The sequence below is a fragment of the Pseudomonas sp. B1-22 genome, from assembly GCF_050474425.1.
GTDB lineage: Bacteria > Pseudomonadota > Gammaproteobacteria > Pseudomonadales > Pseudomonadaceae > Pseudomonas.
The window spans coordinates 16,537-34,898 of the sequence record NZ_JBCHVH010000005.1; the positions used below are offsets into that span (position 1 = coordinate 16,537).

An 18,362-nucleotide genomic window follows, 5' to 3' on the forward strand; every position below is an offset into this window, starting at 1 on the left:
GAGGCCATTGCGATGTCCAGGTTCATTCCGCTGCTGATCACCCTCATCATCTGCGGCTGCCTGCTGGCCGCGCGGCACATGCTGGACCTGTACGAAGCCTCGGCGAAGCAGGCCAGTCTGGAGGAGCGGCGGTCCCCGACCGCCCCGTGCGGCGCCGGCAACTGCCTGCGGCAGCTGCCGTGAGCCGGGTCGGGCGAGCTAGGGCCGCGAATAGACCTTGAACAGGGTCTGGTCCAGCTCGCCGGGCGCGCCGAAGTACTTGCCGTACAGCGGCCCGATGGCGCCGGAGCGATAGACCTGGCTCAGCGCCGTATCCACCTGCAGGCGGAAGTCCTCGTCTCCGCGAGGCATGGCCAGTGCCACCGGCGCGAACTCGAAACGGCGGTCGAGCACCTTCAGGTTGGCATTGGCGCCATCCCGCGCCACCAGGCTGCGCAGGGTCATCTGGTCGGCGAAGAACGCATTCACCTTCCCGTCCGCCACCTGCCCCACGCCCTCGGCCGGACTGGCCACGGTGCGCAGGGTCACCAGTATCTTCAGCAAGCGCATCCGCTCACGGGCCCAGGTTTCCACCGCCGAGCCACCCTGCACCGCGAAGCTGTAGGCGGCCAGGCCGCGATTGAGCGTCGCGCGCCAGGTCGGCCCGTTCTGGTCCACTTCGCCGTTGAGCGCCTTGATCAGGAACGGCGGTGCATCCTTGCGCACCACCACGCCCAGTCCGGCGGTGTACACCGGCAGGGAAAAGTCGAGGCTCTGGCGCAGCTTCAGGGTTTCCACCATCGGGCTGCAGAGCAGGTCGACGCCGCCGCCCTGCACCACCTGCGTGGCCTTGTCCGGTGTCAGCGGCACGAAGCGCACCTTCATCTGCGCCAGGCCCGGCTGGCTCCTGAGCTGGTCCGCCACCTTCTGGCACAGATCGATGCCGTAACCCGAGGCGCCCTCGCCTTCGCCGACCGAGAATGGCGGGAGGTCCGGCAGATAGCCCAGGGTCAGGGTGCCGCTGCTGCGGATGCGTTCGAGGGTCTGGGCCGGCGCCAGCAACGGCAGCATGGCCGCCAGCACGACCGCGATACGCGGGAGCCTGCGCTTCATGGCCGGCCCTCCGCGCGGGCGGGCGACTGCGGTTCGAGCAGCCGGTCGGCGATGTAGCCGAACATCAGGTAGCCCACCGCCGTGACGATCATGCCGCCGAACACCGCCTCCATGCCCGAGGCATAGAGCGCATAGAAGCTGTAGACCATGGCGACCAGCAGGGCGATGACGTTGCGGTAACGAGGGAACCCGACCACGCCGGCCTTCTGCATGATCACCAGCAGTGCCGAGAGCGCGGTGATGTACGGCACGATGTTGGTCACCGCCGCCAGGCTGACCAGCTTGCCGAATTGCTCGGACGCATTGGGCGAAATGGTCGAAACCGCCATCGCGCTTTGCAGCGCGGCATTCGCCACCAGCCCCGCGATGGGTGCGCCGATCAGGGTCACGCGGCTGTACAGCCGGGGGAACATGCGCTGGTCGGCGGTGACCTTGGCCGTCTGCGCCAGGGTGAACTGCCAGCCCAGCAGCGAACCGACACAGGCCATCACCGCCAGCCCCATGATGATGTTGCCGATCACCGGGTTGAACATCTTCGCGTAGACATAGGCGAAGGGTGCGCTGGAGTTGGCCAGCTCGGCGTTCGGCACGATGCCCATGATCACCGAGGTGGACAGCACGTAGACCACCGCCGCGCCGAGGGTGCCCAGCAGGCAGGCCAGCGGCACGTTGCGCTTGGGATTTTCCACGGCGTCGGAATTCTGCGCCGCCGACTCCATGCCGAGGAAGGCCCAGAGGGTCAGCGGAATGCTCTGGGTGATGGCCTCGTGGGTGGCGATGCCGTTGGGGTTCCAGGCGGCGGCAAATATCGAGCCGTCGAACCAGAACCAGCCGATCACCGACAAGCCCGCCACGGGAATGATCACGCCCCAGACGGTGAGCGAGCCGATCTGCCCGGTCACCTTGGGACCGCCGAAATTGGCCAGGGTGGTCAGCCAGATCAGTACCACCGAACCGATGAACAGCGGCATAGCGCCGGTGCCCAGCCAGGGAATGAAGGGCGTCAGGTAGCCCACCGCCGAGATGGCGATGGCCACGTTGCCGATGGCCAGCGACAGGAAATAGAGATAGGAGCAGAGGAAGAACGCCGACTTGCCGTGGGCCTCCTCGGTGTACGCCGACATCCCGCCCGAACGCGTGCAGTAGATGCCGCACTGGGCGAAGCAGTAGGCGATGGCCATCGACCCCACGGCGGTGACGGCCCATGACAGCAGCGAAATCGCCCCGAGCTGCGCCATGCTCGTCGGCAGCATGATGATGCCCGAACCCATCATGTTCACCGCCACCAGGGTAGTCAGCCCTGTCAGCGTCATTTTCTTGCCGGAACCGTCCATGTGGAGCCCTTCTATTTAGTCATTATCGTCAGAAGATAGTGGCAGTTCGCTATTTTTACTGTTGCCTGCGGCACAGAAACCACTGCCGCCAGCGGCATCTTTCATGACAGGACCCCATCAAGATCAGCGCGCCGACATCCGCGGCGCAATCGCGCTCAGCAGCGCCCCAATGCAAATCCTCCGTCACCATCACCAGCCGTGATGCCAGCTACTCCTCCTCGATCAGCACGTTCACCCGCCCGGCACGCGCAGCCTTCACCAGCACCGCGTGATCGCGCTCGGTCTGGTCGGCATAGAGCAAGGAGAAATCTCCCAGGGCCTCGTCGAAGGCATCGCCTTTGCCCAGGTAACCACTGATGGTCGCCGCATCGCCGGACTTGGCGTGGGCGCGGGCCAGGGTCAGGCCGCAGATGTCGGCATAACGCTCCAGTTGCGGCGCGGTGAAATTGTCCACCGGCACCGACAGCTTCATGTCGCGCAATTGCCTGACGAAGAAGTCGCGTCCTGCCGGGCTGCGCATCCAGCCGAGGAAGATGTCGCTGGAGGACTGCATCAGACGCTGCCCCATCACCACCCGCTGCCCCTGGTGGCCGTACTGGCTCTTGCCGGCGTAGGGTTCGAGCACCGAGTGGCAGGATTCCTTGAATTGCAGGATCAGTGGATGGTTCTCTTCGGAGAACATCAGCACGATGAAGCAGCGGGTACCGACACTGCCGATGCCGACGACTTTCACCGCTGCGTCCACCACGCGGTAACGATCGAACAGCACCCGCCGGTCATCCGACAGGCTGAGTCGGTAATCGATCAGGCTGCGCTCCACGCGCTGCATGAAGTCGTGTTCGGCGACGTGATAGATGATCGGCGGCTGGTCGATGATGCGCGGCTGACCACCGACCTGCGCGGCGATCTTCGGGAAGGCGCTTTCCATCACCCGTTCGCGAGCACGATCGAACAGTTGCTGACGGAACTTGCGCGTCTTGGCGTCGGGCGCCATCGCCAGCAGCGCGTCGGTATCCAGGCGCGAATACCAGACCTCCAGCGGGCTCATCTTCGAATACGCGCGCAGGTTCTCGCGGTAGGATCGCGCACAGGCGACGACCGCATCACGCGCACGGGCATCGGACAGGCCGCCATCGCGCGCCGCCACGGCGAAGCTCGCCACCAGGCGCTTGATGTCCCACTCCCAGGGGGCGGGCAGGGTTTCGTCGAAATCGTTGAGATCGAAGACCAGGTTGCGTTCGGGCGTGGCGAACAGGCCGAAGTTGAGCAGGTGGCAGTCACCGCAGGCCTGCACGTTTACGCCGATGTGTGGCGCCGTGGCCAGGTCACGAGCCATCAGTGCCGCCGAGCCGCGCAGGAAGGTAAAGGGCGAACGCAGCATGCGTCCGTAACGGATCGGCACCAGTTCCTTGACTCGGTCGCGGTTGGACTTCTCCAGGATGGCGATCACGTCGCGCTGGCGGCCGGGCGTTTTCCATTTGGCGTGCGCTTCGCGGGGTATCTGGGAGCGCAGGCGTTGTCCGTTGGCCAGGCGTTCCTCACGGGAAAGAAAACGGGTTGCGGGTTCGGTCTTGCTGGCTTTCCTGGCGGAAGCTTTCTTGTGGGAGGCCATCTTGCTGTCGTCACCCATGGGGCAGGGACAAGGGGGGCGAACGCGCAATCCGCGGCGACGCCCAGTGCTCGTGGAGCCAGGCACCACTGCGCCGCCGGCTCCCCTCCATTCAAGCTAGATCAAATTCCCCCAGGCCACTCGGGGTACTTCGCATTACGCGCGCCGACTTTCCACCACCGCCGCCAGCGCCAGGCCGTCTGTCCCAAATTGCCAAGATATTGTCCCATCCGGCGCACAGGCAGGCGCCGGCAATTCTTACTCTGGATCGGCGCGCTCATACGCGGTCAGGGTCCGGTGCATGGCCCAAATCCTTTCTGCCGGATGACCGTGGGCGAGCGCCCCCGTGAATCTGGAGACAGCCATGACAGACACCACCGAGATGTCAGGCGGCCCAACGCAGGCCGCCGTCGCCCCCGCCATCGTTCGCCCATCCGTTCGCCAGCATTCGATCCGAGTCGAGCTCTGTACCCCCCACATCGGCGCCGAGCTCAGTAACGTCAACCTGGCCGACGTTACCCAGGATCCGGACCTCATCGCCGAGATCCGCCGCCTGTGGCTCAAGCACAAGGTGATCTTCTTCCGCGACCAGGACATCACGCCCATGGAGCAGCAGACCTTCGCTGCGCAATTCGGCGACCTGGAAGCCCACCCCCTGGCTCCGAGCCATCCGGAAGCGGACAAGCTCCTGATGCTTTACCGCAACCTCAACCCGGACAAGCCGAACTATGTCGAGAAGGCCAGCAAGGAAAATCTCTGGCATTCGGATGTGACCTACAAGAATGCCCCGCCTCGCGGTGCGGTCCTGCGTTGTGAGCAAGGCCCCGAGACCGGTGGCGACACCCTGTGGGCCAACATGGTTCTGGCCTATGAGCGGCTGCCGGCGAGCATCAAGCAGAGAATCGACGGTCTCTATGCAAGGCACAGCGTGGAATCGACCTTCGGTGCACAGCTGCCGATCGCCGAGCGCCGTGCCTTGGCCGAGCGCAGCCCCGCCGTCGACCATCCGGTGGTGCTCACCCACCCGGAGACGGGCGAGAAAGTCCTGTTCGTGAACTCGGCGTTCACCACGCACTTCTCGAACTTCTTCAACTTCGAGGACGTGCGTTACGGCCTGGACTTCATGCCCGAAGCGCAGCACCTCCTGAACTACCTGGCCCAGCAGGCTTCGGTGCCCGAATACCAGGTACGCCTGAAGTGGCGGAAGAACACCGTGGCGATGTGGGACAACCTGCTCTGCCAGCACTACGCGGTCGCCGACTACGGCAAGGCACAGCGCAAGATGCTGCGCGCGACGCTCAGCGGCACCGCGCTGGCCTGAGTGCCCTTCCCGACACACCCAAACGACCTGAACACAACAAGATCAAGAGGCCTCGCCATGCTCTATCAACAAATCGACACTGCTGTGACCGACGGCGATTCGCTCCCCTGGGTTCCCTTCACGCCCTATGCGGACAACGTCTTTCTGAAGTACTTCAAGCTCGATCCGATTCGCGGCGAGATCATCACCCTGATGAAAGCGCCGATCGACATGCAGCTGCCCAAGCACCATCACTCCGGCACCGTCATCGTCTACACCCTGGAAGGCCAGTGGAAATACAAGGAGCACGACTGGATCGCCGGGCCGGGCAGCATCGTCTACGAGACCGCCGCATCCACTCACCAGCCGGAGGTCGTCACTACCGGCGATACCGAGTACGTGCTGACGCTGGTGATAGTCACCGGCGACCTCGTCTTCGTCGATGAGCATGACAAGGTCCTGGCCATCGAAAACTGGAAGACCGCACTCCAGCGTTACCTCCATTACTGCGAGGCGAACGGGATCGAACCCAAGGATCTCACCGCGTTCCGCTGAATTGACGGAGCGTCGCGGCGCCAGTTGGTGTGAACGCAGCTGGCGTCGGTCCCGCCCATTCCGATCCTTCTCTTCCCGCCCTTTGCGACTGCATGAGTACGCTGGCCCTGTGGCCGACAAGGATCGCCGGGCCAGCGCCAACGAGGGCGACCGCCGCCATGCCTGGCATGCGGATGATGGAAACAAGAATGAGGTGAAAACATGGCAGCCATGGCTCGCGCAGTGACCCTGACTACCTATGCAGAGGTCGCGCAGCACCTGGGGCTGAATGTCCAGCAGCAATTGAGCCGCTTCGGGTTGCACCCGGCCATGCTGGAAAATCCCGACCTGCGCATCCCCCTGGCATCCGTGACCGGGCTACTGGAGTCGTCTGCGCAGGCCAGCGGCTGTGAAACCTTCGGCCTGCGCATGGCCGAATCCCGCCAGCTCTCCAACTTCGGCGCCATCAGCCTGCTGCTGTCGCACCAGCCGACGCTTCGAGCCGCGCTGGATACCGCCCTGAAATACCGCCACCTGATGAACGAGTCAGTAGCCATCCAGGTGGAGGAGTCGGAAAGGGTCGTGACGTTGCGAGTGGAAATTGCCGTCGACAACCCGGCACCGCTGCGTCAGAGCATGGAGTTGGCGATCGGTGTACTGCATCGCTTCTGCGGCGCGCTGCTGGGGCAAAGCTGGCGCCCCCTGTTCGTCAGCTTTGCCCACCTGGCACCGGCGAACCAGGATGTTCATCGGCGCCTGTTCGGCTGCCGGCTGGAATTCGGAGGCGAGTTCAACGGGATCGTCTGCCCCGCCGCCAATCTGAATGCGCCCAATCCATCCGCCGATCCGGTCATGGCGAAGTACGCCCGAAGTTTCGTCGAGTCGCTTCCCGACGCCGTACGGGAATCGACCATGAACGACGTGCGCCATGCCATCTACCTGTTGCTGCCCATGGGACGAGCCAGCGCCGGTCAGGTCGCGCAATCGCTTGGCATCACCGTCAGAACCATGCAACGGCGGATCGAAGAGTGCGGCACGTCCTACTCCGACCTGCATGACGAAGTTCGCCAGGGACTGCTGGTCCGCTATATGGATAACCCGCGCTATTCGCTCAGCCAGATCGCCTGCCTGCTGGGGTTTTCGAGCCCGAGTTCGTTCACCCGATGGTTCAGCAGTCATCACGGCATGGCGCCCACCAAATGGCGCAGCCAGCAACCGGGGCACCCTGCATAGTCGAACCGGACCCGACATCGCCACACTGCCGGATCGCCCATTCAGGCGTACCCGGTTGCTCAACGCTTGCCGGTAACGGGCAACGCCCTCGGGATATCCCTCGCTGTCGCGCGCTCCCGATGCCGGCTTGCCCATTCCGATGGCGACGTGCCGAACTGGCCCCGGAACCAGCGGGAGAAATCCGCGCCCGAGGTAAAGCCCAGTAGCTCGGCGACTTCGTAGAGTTTGCGTTTGCTGGTCAGCAGGTACTCCTCCGCCAGCTCGACGCGTATCGCATTGATCACTGACAAGCCAGTCTCCCCCACCTCCGCCAACCGCCGACTGAGCGTGCGGCGATGCATGCCCAGATGCTGAGCGACTCGCTCGACGGAGCAGGTTCCGGTGGGCAGGAGAATCCGGATGACCTGCCGCGTCCGATCCAGGGGATCGTCGCCCTGGTCCGCCAGTTGCACGTCCAGCCAGCGTTTCACTTCGCGATTGAGCTTGGGTGTCGCGGAGGCAATCGGCAGATTCACGTCGCGGCTCCGGCAGACGATGGCGTTGAATTCCTGCCCGAAGTCGAGTGCCGTTCCGAGCAGGCGTCGATGGACGTCCAGGCTGGCAGGGCGATCATGGCTGAAACAGATGGTCACCGGCTTGAAGGCATCGCGCGCCAGAGTCCGAAAGGATCGGACGGCAATACCTGTCGACATCTCCACCGCTTGCCGCCAGAGGCCCTGGTGCTTCAACTTCATGTCCACATGCAGAAGCAGCAGGTCCGCGACGTCCTCCAGGCGCAGTTGCACGCCGGCGTTGTGAATCCGCATGTAACGGGCAGAGGACTCCATCGCCGCGCGCAAGGTGGGCTCCTCGCGAATCACCAGGGCCAGCATGCCCAGGTCGGCCAGGCTGCGCCGCTCCGCCATCAGCAGTCCGAAGGCTTCCTGACCGGAAACACGCGCAGACTCTTCCAGCAGCCAGCAGACCGAATCGACACTGATCAGAAGGTTGGGATCTTCGAGCACCCGCGGTGGCAACTTGGCCAGCCGCAACATCTGGAAGGGGTCCAGACCGACTGTCCGGGCGATTGGCTCGTAGTCAGTCAGGCTGGCACTGCGCGTCAGGTTGGACATGCGCTCACCGTTGTCCCAAATTGCAAAATTATTGTCCTGAATAGCCAAGCCTATTAGCTCGGAGCACGTCAAGCTAATCCTCCACAACTACAAAAACAACAACTTGACGAGCACAACGATGGCCTTGGAAAACTCCCCCTCTCCAGCCCCACGGGACCTGGACGACCCGCACGCGTTCTCTCACCACTTCATCGACGTCAACGGCATCCGGATGCACTACGTCGAGGAAGGCAAGGGTCCATTGCTGTTACTTCTGCATGGGTTCCCCTACCTTTGGTACATGTGGCGACGGCAGATCCCCGTCCTCGCATCCGCCGGGTTCCGGGTGGTCGCACCGGACCTGCGCGGCTTCGGCAGGTCCGACAGCCCCGCCGCCATCGAGGCCTACGACATGAGCCAGTCAGTGGGTGACATGGTCGGCCTGCTGCAGGCCCTGGGCGAAACCTCCGCGATCGTCATCGGCCACGACCTTGGCGCCTGGGTGGCGCAGTCCTGCGCCCTGCTGCGGCCCGAGCTGTTTCGCGCACTGGTCATGCTCAACACGCCGGTACCGCCACGCGGCCGCATCAGGCCCACGGACGGCCTGCGGGCATTGGCCAAGGGCAAGGGCTACCACCACCTGTACTTCCAGCAGTTGGAAAAGCCCGACCGTGAACTGGCCGCGGACACTCGCAAGACCTTGCGCAGCATCTTCTACTCGGTCTCGGGAAGCGCCGTCGGCGCCGAACGCTGGCGCCTGTTCATCGAGCCGGACGAGTCGATTCTCGATGCCTTCACCGACCCTGCGGAGTTCCCCTCCTGGCTGAGTCCCGAAGCGATCGACCACTACGTGGACGAGTACACCCGCACAGGCTTCACCGGACCGCTGAACTATTACCGCTGCCGCGACCGCAACTGGGAGATTTCGGCCTTTCTCGATGGCGCGGTGGTGCGCCAGCCCAGCCTGTTCATCGGCGGCGCCGCCGACCCTTCCCTCGAACCTCCGGAGATCCGCGGACTGTATGAGCAGCTAGAGACCTATCTGGTCGAGCTGCGCAAGAAGGTCCTGCTACCCGGAGTGGGCCACAGTGCGGCGGAAGAACAGCCCGAACAGGTCAATGCACTGCTCCTGGAGTTCCTCGGTCAGCTGGGCAACCACTAGCGCCCCGGCCCCCGGTTGAGCCATTGAAATCGCCAGGCAGGCCCCTGTTCGCTCACGCGCGGGCCAGGTGCATGGTCATTCTCATGAACGTGATTACGAAGGTGTCCGACATGCATGGACTGATGCAGCAGCAGTCGCTGCTGATCTCGACGCTCCTCACCCACGCCGAGCGCCATCATGGCGACCAGGAAATCGTCTCCCGCCGCGTAGAGGGGGATATTCACCGGCAGACCTATCGCGACCTTGGCCGCCGCTCGCGCCGCCTGGCCAATGCGCTACCCGCGCTCGGGGTCGGTTTTGGCGATCGCGTCGCCACCCTGGCCTGGAACGGCTACCGCCACCTGGAGCTGTACTATGCCGTGTCCGGTTCCGGCGCCATCCTGCACACGCTCAATCCCCGCCTGCATGCGGATCAGGTGACCTGGATCGCCGACCATGCGGAAGATACCGTCCTGTTCTTCGAACTGACCTTCCTGCCGCTGGTCGAATCCATTGCCAGCAGCGTCTCGACCATCAAGCGCTTCGTTCTCATGACGGATCGCGCGCATATGCCGGCGACTTCCGCGATCCCTGACCTGCTCTGCTACGAAGATCTGCTCGACTCCCAAGCCGAAGATTTCGTCTGGCCGACCTTCGACGAGAACAGTGCCTCGTCGCTGTGCTACACGTCCGGCACCACCGGCAATCCCAAGGGCGTGCTCTACAGCCACCGCTCGACGCTGCTGCACACGTACGCCGCCGCCCTCCCCGACTCCTTGAACTGCTCGGCCCGCGACACCATCCTGCCGGTGGTGCCGATGTTCCACGTCAATGCCTGGGGCCTGCCGTACGCAGCCTGCATGGTCGGAGCCAAACTCGTACTGCCGGGGCCTGCGCTCGACGGTGAATCGCTGTACGAACTGTTCGAGTCGGAAAAAGTCACCCTGTCCGCTGGCGTCCCCACCGTATGGCAGGGCCTGCTGGCTTATGTCGAAGCAACCGGCAAGACATTCTCGACCATGCGCCGGACCGCCATTGGCGGCTCGGCCTGCCCCGCGGCCATGATGGCCGCATTCCAGGACCGCCATGACGTGCAGGTGCTGCATATCTGGGGCATGACCGAACTGAGCCCGCTCGGCACCTGCTGCGTCCCCAAGGCCGGGCACCTTGCCATGGGCCCCGCGGAGCAGCGCGTCCTTCAGGCAAAACAGGGCCGGGTGGTGTATGGCGTCGACATGAAGATCGTCGGCGCGGACGGCGTCGAAATCCCGCCCGGTAGCAAGACCTCGGGCGAACTGATGGTGCGCGGCCCCTGGATCATCTCCTCGTACTTCAGGAACGACGCTGGCGATCCGCTGGTGGATGGCTGGTTCCCGACAGGCGACATCGCAACCATCGATGCCGACGGCTTCATGCAGATCACCGACCGCAGCAAGGATGTCATCAAGTCCGGCGGAGAGTGGATCGGGTCCATCGACCTGGAAAACATCGCCATGGCCCACCCGGCGGTGGCGATGGCCGCGTGCATCGGCATCCGTCACCCGAAGTGGGATGAGCGCCCGCTTCTGGTGGTGACCCGCCAGCCCGGCAGCGAACTCTCTCGTGAGGAATTGCTGGGGTTCTACGAAGGCAAGATTGCCAAATGGTGGACGCCGGACGACGTGGTATTCGTCGACAGCATCCCGCTCGGTGCGACCGGCAAGATGCTGAAGAACAAGCTCCGCGAGATGCTCCGGGACTACCGGCTGCCAACGGCCTGAGTCACGCTGTCGTCCTCATCGTTGACGATGAAGTGTGCCGCGCCACTGGAGCCGGGGTATTCCGAGCGCGCCGTCGACCCGCTCGCCGAAGACTTCGACACAGCCACCGCCGAGGCCTTCCGGCGCCGGATCGAGGGGCGCCCTGGGCCTGAGCCGTGGCCTCTGGGTTATGGCGCCTTGTCGGCCAGCGACTCCAGGAGATCGGCGGACGGCACGAAGAACAGGCTCCCCGTCACCGCCTTGCTGTAGTCCAGCAGGCGATCGTAATTGCCTGCGGGGCGGCCGATGAACATGTTTTCCAGCATCTCCTCGACCGGCTCCGGCGAGCGGGCATAGCCGATGAAATAGGTGCCGAACTCCCCCGAGCCGGGGCGGCCGAAAGGCATGTTGTCGCGCAGGATCTTCACTTCCTGGCCGTTCTTCTCCAGGGTGGTCAGCGAACTGTGGGAACAGCTCGGTTTCACCGATTCGTCCAGCTCGATGTCCGACAGCTTGGTGCGCCCGATGATGCGTTCCTGCGCCTCGGTGGAAAGCTCGTTCCAGCCCGCCATGTCATGCAGGTACTTCTGCACCAGGACATAGCTGCCACCGGCGAAGTCCGCATCCTCCTCGCCAATCAGGGTGAAGTGCTCCGCCTCGCGGCCGACCGGGTTCTCGGTGCCATCGACGAAGCCGACCATGCTGCGCATGTCGAAATAGCGGAAGCCGTGGACTTCATCGACCACGCGGACCGCATCGCCCAGCCTTGCGAGCAGCAGGGTCGCCAGTTCGAAACAGAGGTCCATCTGCTCCGCGCGGATATGCAGCAGGAGGTCGCCGGGCGTGGAGACGGCAACGCGCTCGCCCGTGCCGATTTCGCGGAAGCTGTGCAGCGATGCGGGACGCGGAGCGCCGAAGAGGACGTCCCACGCCTGGGAGCCAAAGCCCACGACGCAGGAAAGGTTGCCAGCGGGTACGCGCTTGCCCACCGAGCGGACCAGGGCTGCTACGTCACCGCACAGCGAACGCACCGAATCCAGATGTTCCTCACCGGGCGTCAAGGTTGCGACGAGGAAGATCGCGCTACGGGTGATCGGGCTATCGACCGCTTGGGGTACAGGAGAATCGTTGAGCATTTTTTCCATCACTCGCCATCGAACTGGGTGCGGTTGAGACTATCAGACTTGGCAGAGCGCGATAGCGGCGATGAGCCCGGCCTGTCAGTTCACCGGCGCGGGACAACGCCCCAGCCCGGTACCGCTCCCGGCCTGGCCTATGGCACCGGCCAGCTTGCGCAGATTGACCTGGTGCGCACTCACCAGACTCTCCACCCGGTTGTCCGCGGGGGTCTGTACGGTGGTGCGGCAGGTGAGCGCCTTCTGTTCGCCCGGGCGCTTCAGGCGCCAGGTGGCGTCCAGCAATGCGTAGCTGCCGGGCACCGAGTCGAAGCGCTGCACGTCCACCCGCAACAGCGTGGGCGCGGCACCGCCAGTGGGCGCGCCGAGCTGGTCCTGCAGCGCGCTCTGGAACTCGTCCGTCAGGTTGGCGCCCCACCATTCGGTTTCCAGAATGAGCAATCCGTTGCTCCCCTGGCGGATGACCAGTTGCGTGCGATCCACCTGCGGCGGCAGGCTCACCCGTTCGATCCGGATGTTCGCACTGCCCTGCGGCGCCGGCTGCGACGGTACCAGCGTGTGGTAATGCAGGGGCGCGCTGCTGCATCCCCAGAACAAGGGGAGCAGTCCGGCAATCAACAGTTTTTGCAGCTTCGGCATCTGAATTCACTCCTTTGGCAATGCGCTATCAGGGCTGCAGGTCGTTCGGGTCCGCGGACTTCGGGCGGCCGCGAATCAGTGATTCGGGGTGCCTGCTGAGGTAGTCGGAGAGGTCACGCAACGAGCGCGACGTACGATCCAGATCGTCCAGGGTTTCGCTGAGTTGCTCGCGCTGCGGAGAGCCCGACGCCAGCGCCGCATTGGCCGACTGCAGGGTCTGCCGCACCTCGGCCAACGTGCTGGTCACACCGGGAAGCGTCTGGGTGTTGAACTGTTTCAGGCTGCTCTGCAACTCGCGCAGATTGCCGTCGAGGTTGTTGGCGATGCGATCCAGCGGCAGCTTGCTGATGCGTTCCACCACCTGTTGCAACTGCTCCTGCAACCGCTCCAGGTTGCTGGGGATGGTGGGGATGGAGTACGGCTGGGGTGTGTCCTTGAACGCCACTGGCGCGGCATCGGGGTAGAAGTCCAGGGCGATGTATTTCTGCCCGGTGATCAGGTTGCCGCTGCGGGCCTGGGCACGCAGGCCCCGCTCGATGAAGGTACGGACCATGTCCCGGGTACCCGCTTCATCTTCAGGCGTGTGATGGAAGAGCTGCAGCATCTTCTGGTGGATCGGTCCCAGTCGCTTCGGATAGACCACCGTCTCGACCATGAACGGGAAGCTCTGCTTGGCCGGATCGTAGTCCAGCTGTACCGAGGTGACCTTGCCGAACTCCACCCCCAGGAATTCCACCGGCGCGCCCACCGACAGGCCCCGCGTGGACTGGTCGAAACGCAGGCTCAGGTAGACCGGCCTTCCGGAGGGCGGCGCCAGTGCCGTGTCGCGATCGCCGAACAGCTCGAACACCTGCAGGTCAGCCGCCGGCGCCGACTCGCCCGCATGCGGCGGGCTGCCGAAGGCCAGGCCACCCACCAGGATCGAGGACATGGATTCGGTATTGACCCGCAGGCCGTTGGCGTCCACGGCCACATCGACACCGCTGGCGTTCCAGAAGCGCGTGTCCTGGGTGACGAAGGCATCGTAAGGAGCTTCGACGAAGATTCCGATGTCCACGCCCTTGCCATCGGCCTTCAGGGCATAGGACACCACCTGCCCCACCGGGATCTTCCGGTAATAGATCGATGAGCCTATATCCAGCGAGCCGAGGTCGTCGGCACTGAGCATGAAGCGCTTGCCCTTCTCGCCATAGGTGATCGGCGGCGGCGATTCGAGGCCGATGAAGTTCTTTTCCGAGACCTTCGAATCCCCCGAATCGGCGCCGATGAAGTTGCCCGACAGCAGCGTATCCACCCCGGACACGCCACCGATGCCGATACGCGGCCGCACCACCCAGAACTGGGCGCCACGTCGGGCGAACGACTCGGCCTCCTTGGACAGCTGGACCTTGGTGATCACGCTCTTGCGATCGGGCGCGAGTTCGACCGAAAGCACCTCGCCGATCACCACGCTGCGATACTTCACCTGGGTCTTGTTCGGCACCAGCCCTTCGCCGGTATGGAAGGAGATCGAGATGACCGGCCCTTCCTGCATCCAGCTGCGAACCACCAGGGACGCGCCGATCAGCATCGCCACAATCGGCACTATCCAGACCAGCGATACGCTCCAGCGGCGGGTCTGCACCTCGCCTTGTCCTGGCTGCGACTGCTTATCGGTGTCCTGCACCATTGACCTTGTCTCCCTTCTGCGGATCGCTGTCCCAGATCAAACGTGGATCGAAACTCATGGCCGAAAGCATGGTGAGCACCACCACCAGGCCGAAGAACAGAATGCCGGGGCGCGGCTCGATGGTGCCCAAGCCCTGCATCTGCACCAGGGCGGCGACCAGTGCCACCACCATCACGTCGAGCATCGACCAGTAGCCGATCAGCTCGACGAAGCGGTACAGCTGCGAGCGCTGCCGGCGTGCCCAGGCGCTGCGGCGCTGGGCGGTGAACAGCAGCAGCCCCAGGGAAAAGAACTTGATCGCCGGCACGCCGACGCTGGCGATGAAGATGATCAGCGCGATGTCCCAGGCGCCGGCCTCCCAGAACTCCAGCACGCCGCCGCCGATGGTGCTGTCGGAGCCATGCCCGAGCATCTCCGTACGCATCACCGGCAGCAGGTTGGCCGGCACGTAGAACACCAACGCTGACAGCAGGAACGCCCAGCCACGGGTAATGGCGTCGGTCTTGCGCGCGTGCAACGGGGCGCCACAGCGCTCGCAACGATGCGAGTCCCGCGCGAGGTCGCAGGCATGGCCGCAGCCATGGCACAGGCGCAGATTCAGCTCCGCCGCCAGTGGGGGCTGACTCACACCTGCCCCCAGAGGTCGCGGATATCGCGTCCTGCTACGTAGATCAGCAGCATGCTCAGGGCGGCCAGGGCGACCAGGCCGATGCCGGGGATCACTTCCAGCAGCCCGGCCAGCTTGATCACCGCCACCAGGGTTCCCAGCAGGCAGACCTCCAGCATGCTCCACGGCCGCACGCCCTCCAGCGCCCGCATGCACAGGGCGAAGGCCGGTGCGCGGCGCCCGCACAGGGCGAAGCCCAGCAGCCAGATGAGCAAGGTCACCTGCAGCACGGGCGCAATGATGATGGCCAGGGCCATCACCAAGGCGATGAAGGTGATGGTGCCGGAACTGAGGATCAGCACCGAGTCCCAGAGGGTCGCCGAATTGTGAATCCCCTGCATGCCGATGGTCATTACCGGATAGAAGTTGGCGAAAGCCAGCAACACCGCGCCAGTCAGGCTCAGCGCCAGGCGCTGCTCGACCGTCAGCGCGACGTGCCGCTGCAACACGCCGCCGCAGCGCACGCACAGCGCACGCTGACGGGTTTGCAGCGGCGCGCGCTGGTAAACGGCATCGCAGTATTCGCAGATGATCAGTTCATCGGTCTGGGACATTCAGGTGTCCGTGCAGAGATTCCAGCGGCCCATGAGGACGTCGGAACCGCTACCTTCAGCGTCCTTGGCAATCCGTGTGGCTCGCAATGCGCGGGCGGGACGCCAATGGGGCGTATTTCCCGTGCAAACACCACGTCCGTGCTCGAACGGCCCCAAGGCCGCCCGAGCGTTCAGTCAACCTGCCTGTGCGCCCTCAGAAGCGCCAGGTCGCGCTCGCGGCAAACGCCTGGATCCAGGCATTGTCGAACTCGCCCGAGACGCGCTTGGGATCGTTGAGCGGCAACGGCTTCTGCTGGTCGACGGACATGTCGCCCATCCATACCAGTTCGTAGCTGAAGTTGATGTCGGTATTCTTGTCCAGCGAATAGGTAAAGCCGGTACCCAGGCGCCAGTTTTCGTTCGTGGGGACGGTCAGGGAACGGTTGTGATCGCTGACGGCGGAGCTGTCGTAGCCCAGGCCCATGTTCCACAGCCACTGCGGATCGAAGCGGTACTGGGCGCCCACCGAGGCGTGCCAGGTATCCTTGTAATGGGTATTCAACGTCGCCGAATGGGGATTGGCGCTGTCCAGGTCGACGCCGATCTCATCGAAACGCGACCAGTCCTGCCAGCCGAGGCTGCCCAGCAAGGCCCATTGCGAATCGAGCTGCTGGAAGAGACTCAGCGTCAGCGTCTGCGGGACGTTCATGTCGATCTTGGTGTTTGCATCGAGTACACCGCGGTTGCCCAGCGCGGTGGTGGCGACCGGGCCCAGCCCTTCGAGGTCCATGCGATCCTCGAACTTGACGTGGATCTCGCTGGTATAGCTCAGGCCCAGCCGGGTGCCTTCGCGAGGCTCGTAGATCACCCCGAGGTTACCGCCGAGGGCCCAGTCGTTGTCCTTGTATTTCATGCGCCCATCGGGGCGATCCAGGACGCCAAGGGGATCGTTGTCCACCGCCATCTTCGAGTCGAGCGCGGCATAGAAGGCGCGCGCGCCCAGGCCCACGGCCCATTGATCGTTGATGCGATAGGCCACCGAGGGCATCAGCGTCATGCCGAGGATGGAGCCGTTCTGCAGGAAGTAACGGCCCTGCCAGTCGTTGTCGTAGTTCAGGCTGAGGCCGAAGTCCCCGTACGCGGCGAAGCCCACCGACCAGCCATCGTTCAACTCCTGGGTGACGAAGAAACTCCCGCCCGGCAGCCACTCCAGTGCGTTGCCGCTGTCGCCGCCGTCGATGTTGGTATCGGAATCGGTGTGGAACTCCAGGTTGCTGTGCAACAGCTGCCCGGCGGCGGTGATCTGAGTGCCTTTCAACAGCGCCATGCCCGCCACGTTGCTGGCCAGGGTGCTCGGCCCCTGGGCCCTGGCCGCAGCACCGGCGTTGGCCAGCCCGACGTTATCGGTGCCGACCTCGTACAGCATGATTCCCCCGGCCATTGCCGACAATGGCAAAGCGAACACGCCTACCGCGAGGACTGGGGCAAAGGCAAACTTCATGGTGGTATCCCTTCCAGATTATTCGGACTTCTAATTGGATGTGGCGCAATGAGACGGCGACGTTCGACGAACAGGGAGATCAAGTCCCTGGCCCTGACCTCCACCTCATTCAATTCGCTCCGCCCTCCGTACCGTTCCCCTACGCGGTTTCTGCGGTACTGGTGCATCGGCCCCACCCGAGCAATTCGGCGGCTCACGCCCTGCCAGCATAGTGCAAACCGGAAAATTCGTACGGACTCGCGCACGACGCCCATCGCAATTCCGCATCCAGGCGTGAGTAGCAACGATACTGACAACCCCCGTCAATCAACATCGTCTGCTTGAGGCAGGGCCCGTTGAACGCCTCTTGCCTTGATGATTTTGTGATGCACAACACATTCGAGCCAACTTCAGCGCACTGACTCGCCAAGCTCTTGCCACAGAGCTGCCGCAGCAAAACGGGTGACGAAATTAACGTTGCCAGGTGGAATGGACTAGCCACGCCCACGCCGCATCGCTACGCTCCAGCTGCCTGCGCCCATTTCAATGGAGCAGAAATCCGGATCAGCCAGGATCGAGCATCCGGATGGCATGGAAACCGCACGCTTGAATCACCCAGAAAAATGATCGGCAGTGCAACAGCCCTATGTGAGGAATTTATTGATGAAACCCATGACTTCGTGGATCGCTGCTCTCTTCGTCGCCGCAGCCCTGACCGGTTGCGCAAACGTCGGCCCGGGCAATGGCGGGCCGGGTGAGATGGAAATTCGCACCGGACGCATCGAACAGATCACCCTGACGCAGATGCAGACCAACCATGACAGCGGGATCGGTGCCGTGCTCGGCGGCGTCGGCGGCGCGGCACTGGGCAGCCTGATCGGCCAGGGCACCGGCCGCGACGTCGCCATGGTTGCCGGTGTGCTGGGCGGCGCCCTGGCCGGCAACTATGCGGAGAAGAAGAAGTATGACCAGCCCCAGGAAGCGCAGCAGATCATCGTCCGCATGAAGAGCGGCGTACTGGTGTCCGTCACCCAGCCGGTCAACCAGAGCCTGAGCCAGGGCATGGCGGTCTACATCGAGGGCACCGGCGGCGACGCACGCGTCGTACCGCAGGGCTGATCCCTGCCGACATCGCCGCGAACCCGATGTCTGGAAGCCCCGCCAC

17 protein-coding genes are annotated in these 18,362 nt (G+C 64.1%); 7 read left to right on the forward strand and 10 right to left on the reverse strand.

All coding sequences use genetic code 11. From position 1 onward, the window contains the following. Positions 1–12 precede the first annotated feature (12 nt). Entirely contained in the window at positions 13–183 is a 171-nt protein-coding gene (locus tag ACQ5BL_RS19130; protein WP_243808416.1) for a hypothetical protein, read from the forward strand. A gap of 15 nt (positions 184–198) precedes the next feature. Here ACQ5BL_RS19130 and ACQ5BL_RS19135 read toward each other — a convergent pair whose 3' ends face one another. The 3 genes from ACQ5BL_RS19135 to ACQ5BL_RS19145 form a co-directional block, all read right to left on the reverse strand. Beyond that, on the reverse strand, positions 199–1,092 hold the full coding sequence (locus ACQ5BL_RS19135) for an amino acid ABC transporter substrate-binding protein (RefSeq protein ID WP_243808415.1): 894 nt from the start codon (positions 1,090–1,092) through the stop codon (positions 199–201). Beyond that, positions 1,089–2,426 carry a putrescine-ornithine antiporter gene (gene potE / locus ACQ5BL_RS19140; RefSeq protein ID WP_243808414.1) on the reverse strand — a complete coding sequence of 446 codons (1,338 nt, stop codon included), beginning with the start codon at positions 2,424–2,426 and terminating at the stop codon, positions 1,089–1,091. Before potE ends, ACQ5BL_RS19135 begins: the two co-directional genes overlap by 4 nt. 208 nt (positions 2,427–2,634) lie before the next feature. After that, a complete protein-coding gene (locus tag ACQ5BL_RS19145; RefSeq protein WP_243808413.1) occupies positions 2,635–4,038 on the reverse strand; it encodes a DUF2252 domain-containing protein in 1,404 nt (467 codons plus the stop codon). Positions 4,039–4,486: 448 nt separating this feature from the next. Here ACQ5BL_RS19145 and ACQ5BL_RS19150 point away from each other — a divergent pair, with 448 nt between their 5' ends. From ACQ5BL_RS19150 to ACQ5BL_RS19160, 3 genes are all read left to right on the forward strand, one after another. After that, complete coding sequence (locus tag ACQ5BL_RS19150; protein ID WP_243808430.1) at positions 4,487–5,356, forward strand: TauD/TfdA dioxygenase family protein; 870 nt, start codon at positions 4,487–4,489, stop codon at positions 5,354–5,356. A 57-nt stretch (positions 5,357–5,413) separates the two neighbouring features. Continuing rightward, the gene (locus ACQ5BL_RS19155) at positions 5,414–5,890 is read left to right on the forward strand and encodes a 2,4'-dihydroxyacetophenone dioxygenase family protein (protein WP_243808412.1); all 477 of its coding nucleotides are present in this window, start codon (positions 5,414–5,416) and stop codon (positions 5,888–5,890) included. A gap of 201 nt (positions 5,891–6,091) precedes the next feature. Continuing rightward, the gene (locus ACQ5BL_RS19160; RefSeq protein ID WP_243808411.1) at positions 6,092–7,102 is read left to right on the forward strand and encodes an AraC family transcriptional regulator; all 1,011 of its coding nucleotides are present in this window, start codon (positions 6,092–6,094) and stop codon (positions 7,100–7,102) included. A gap of 59 nt (positions 7,103–7,161) precedes the next feature. On the opposite strand, the gene ACQ5BL_RS19165 is transcribed toward ACQ5BL_RS19160, so the two are convergent. Then, positions 7,162–8,214 carry an AraC family transcriptional regulator gene (locus ACQ5BL_RS19165; protein WP_243808410.1) on the reverse strand — a complete coding sequence of 351 codons (1,053 nt, stop codon included), beginning with the start codon at positions 8,212–8,214 and terminating at the stop codon, positions 7,162–7,164. Positions 8,215–8,332: 118 nt separating this feature from the next. Between ACQ5BL_RS19165 and ACQ5BL_RS19170 the strand changes: the two genes are divergently transcribed. Both ACQ5BL_RS19170 and ACQ5BL_RS19175 read left to right on the forward strand, forming a co-directional pair. After that, positions 8,333–9,355, forward strand: a complete 1,023-nt coding sequence (locus ACQ5BL_RS19170) for an alpha/beta fold hydrolase (protein WP_430293212.1) — start codon at positions 8,333–8,335, stop codon at positions 9,353–9,355. An 83-nt stretch (positions 9,356–9,438) separates the two neighbouring features. Beyond that, positions 9,439–11,094 carry a 3-(methylthio)propionyl-CoA ligase gene (locus tag ACQ5BL_RS19175; RefSeq protein ID WP_279577357.1) on the forward strand — a complete coding sequence of 552 codons (1,656 nt, stop codon included), beginning with the start codon at positions 9,439–9,441 and terminating at the stop codon, positions 11,092–11,094. 167 nt (positions 11,095–11,261) lie between these two features. On the opposite strand, the gene ACQ5BL_RS19180 is transcribed toward ACQ5BL_RS19175, so the two are convergent. From ACQ5BL_RS19180 to ACQ5BL_RS19205, 6 genes are all read right to left on the reverse strand, one after another. After that, the gene (locus ACQ5BL_RS19180) at positions 11,262–12,209 is read right to left on the reverse strand and encodes a Dyp-type peroxidase (protein ID WP_207887301.1); all 948 of its coding nucleotides are present in this window, start codon (positions 12,207–12,209) and stop codon (positions 11,262–11,264) included. Positions 12,210–12,293: 84 nt separating this feature from the next. Beyond that, positions 12,294–12,848 (reverse strand): PqiC family protein, encoded by a 555-nt coding sequence (locus ACQ5BL_RS19185; protein WP_243808408.1) that lies wholly within the window; start codon positions 12,846–12,848, stop codon positions 12,294–12,296. Between the two features lie 28 nt (positions 12,849–12,876). Further along, positions 12,877–14,517 (reverse strand): intermembrane transport protein PqiB, encoded by a 1,641-nt coding sequence (locus ACQ5BL_RS19190; protein ID WP_207887303.1) that lies wholly within the window; start codon positions 14,515–14,517, stop codon positions 12,877–12,879. Then, positions 14,498–15,145 carry a paraquat-inducible protein A gene (locus ACQ5BL_RS19195; protein WP_207887304.1) on the reverse strand — a complete coding sequence of 216 codons (648 nt, stop codon included), beginning with the start codon at positions 15,143–15,145 and terminating at the stop codon, positions 14,498–14,500. The genes ACQ5BL_RS19190 and ACQ5BL_RS19195 overlap by 20 nt, the downstream gene beginning before the upstream one ends. Further along, positions 15,142–15,738 (reverse strand): paraquat-inducible protein A, encoded by a 597-nt coding sequence (locus tag ACQ5BL_RS19200; RefSeq protein ID WP_243808407.1) that lies wholly within the window; start codon positions 15,736–15,738, stop codon positions 15,142–15,144. Before ACQ5BL_RS19200 ends, ACQ5BL_RS19195 begins: the two co-directional genes overlap by 4 nt. Before the next feature lie 193 nt (positions 15,739–15,931). Beyond that, positions 15,932–17,218: an OmpP1/FadL family transporter gene (locus tag ACQ5BL_RS19205; protein WP_207887306.1), complete on the reverse strand. Its 1,287-nt coding sequence runs from the start codon at positions 17,216–17,218 to the stop codon at positions 15,932–15,934. Positions 17,219–17,860: 642 nt separating this feature from the next. Between ACQ5BL_RS19205 and ACQ5BL_RS19210 the strand changes: the two genes are divergently transcribed. After that, positions 17,861–18,316: a glycine zipper 2TM domain-containing protein gene (locus ACQ5BL_RS19210; RefSeq protein WP_243808406.1), complete on the forward strand. Its 456-nt coding sequence runs from the start codon at positions 17,861–17,863 to the stop codon at positions 18,314–18,316. The last annotated feature ends 46 nt before the right edge of the window (positions 18,317–18,362 follow it).

Bases quoted from the DNA above. Each gene is read 5' to 3' on its own strand.
- ACQ5BL_RS19175 (WP_279577357.1), top strand. From the start codon at position 9,439: ATGAACGTGATTACGAAGGTGTCCGACATGCATGGACTGATGCAGCAG.
- potE (WP_243808414.1), bottom strand. From the start codon at position 2,426: ATGGACGGTTCCGGCAAGAAAATGACGCTGACAGGGCTGACTACCCTG.
- ACQ5BL_RS19135 (WP_243808415.1), bottom strand. From the start codon at position 1,092: ATGAAGCGCAGGCTCCCGCGTATCGCGGTCGTGCTGGCGGCCATGCTG.
- ACQ5BL_RS19160 (WP_243808411.1), top strand. From the start codon at position 6,092: ATGGCAGCCATGGCTCGCGCAGTGACCCTGACTACCTATGCAGAGGTC.
- ACQ5BL_RS19205 (WP_207887306.1), bottom strand. From the start codon at position 17,218: ATGAAGTTTGCCTTTGCCCCAGTCCTCGCGGTAGGCGTGTTCGCTTTG.
- ACQ5BL_RS19145 (WP_243808413.1), bottom strand. From the start codon at position 4,038: ATGGCCTCCCACAAGAAAGCTTCCGCCAGGAAAGCCAGCAAGACCGAA.
- ACQ5BL_RS19210 (WP_243808406.1), top strand. From the start codon at position 17,861: ATGAAACCCATGACTTCGTGGATCGCTGCTCTCTTCGTCGCCGCAGCC.
- ACQ5BL_RS19155 (WP_243808412.1), top strand. From the start codon at position 5,414: ATGCTCTATCAACAAATCGACACTGCTGTGACCGACGGCGATTCGCTC.
- ACQ5BL_RS19170 (WP_430293212.1), top strand. From the start codon at position 8,333: ATGGCCTTGGAAAACTCCCCCTCTCCAGCCCCACGGGACCTGGACGAC.
- ACQ5BL_RS19130 (WP_243808416.1), top strand. From the start codon at position 13: ATGTCCAGGTTCATTCCGCTGCTGATCACCCTCATCATCTGCGGCTGC.
- ACQ5BL_RS19165 (WP_243808410.1), bottom strand. From the start codon at position 8,214: ATGTCCAACCTGACGCGCAGTGCCAGCCTGACTGACTACGAGCCAATC.
- ACQ5BL_RS19185 (WP_243808408.1), bottom strand. From the start codon at position 12,848: ATGCCGAAGCTGCAAAAACTGTTGATTGCCGGACTGCTCCCCTTGTTC.
- ACQ5BL_RS19190 (WP_207887303.1), bottom strand. From the start codon at position 14,517: ATGGTGCAGGACACCGATAAGCAGTCGCAGCCAGGACAAGGCGAGGTG.
- ACQ5BL_RS19180 (WP_207887301.1), bottom strand. From the start codon at position 12,209: ATGCTCAACGATTCTCCTGTACCCCAAGCGGTCGATAGCCCGATCACC.
- ACQ5BL_RS19200 (WP_243808407.1), bottom strand. From the start codon at position 15,738: ATGTCCCAGACCGATGAACTGATCATCTGCGAATACTGCGATGCCGTT.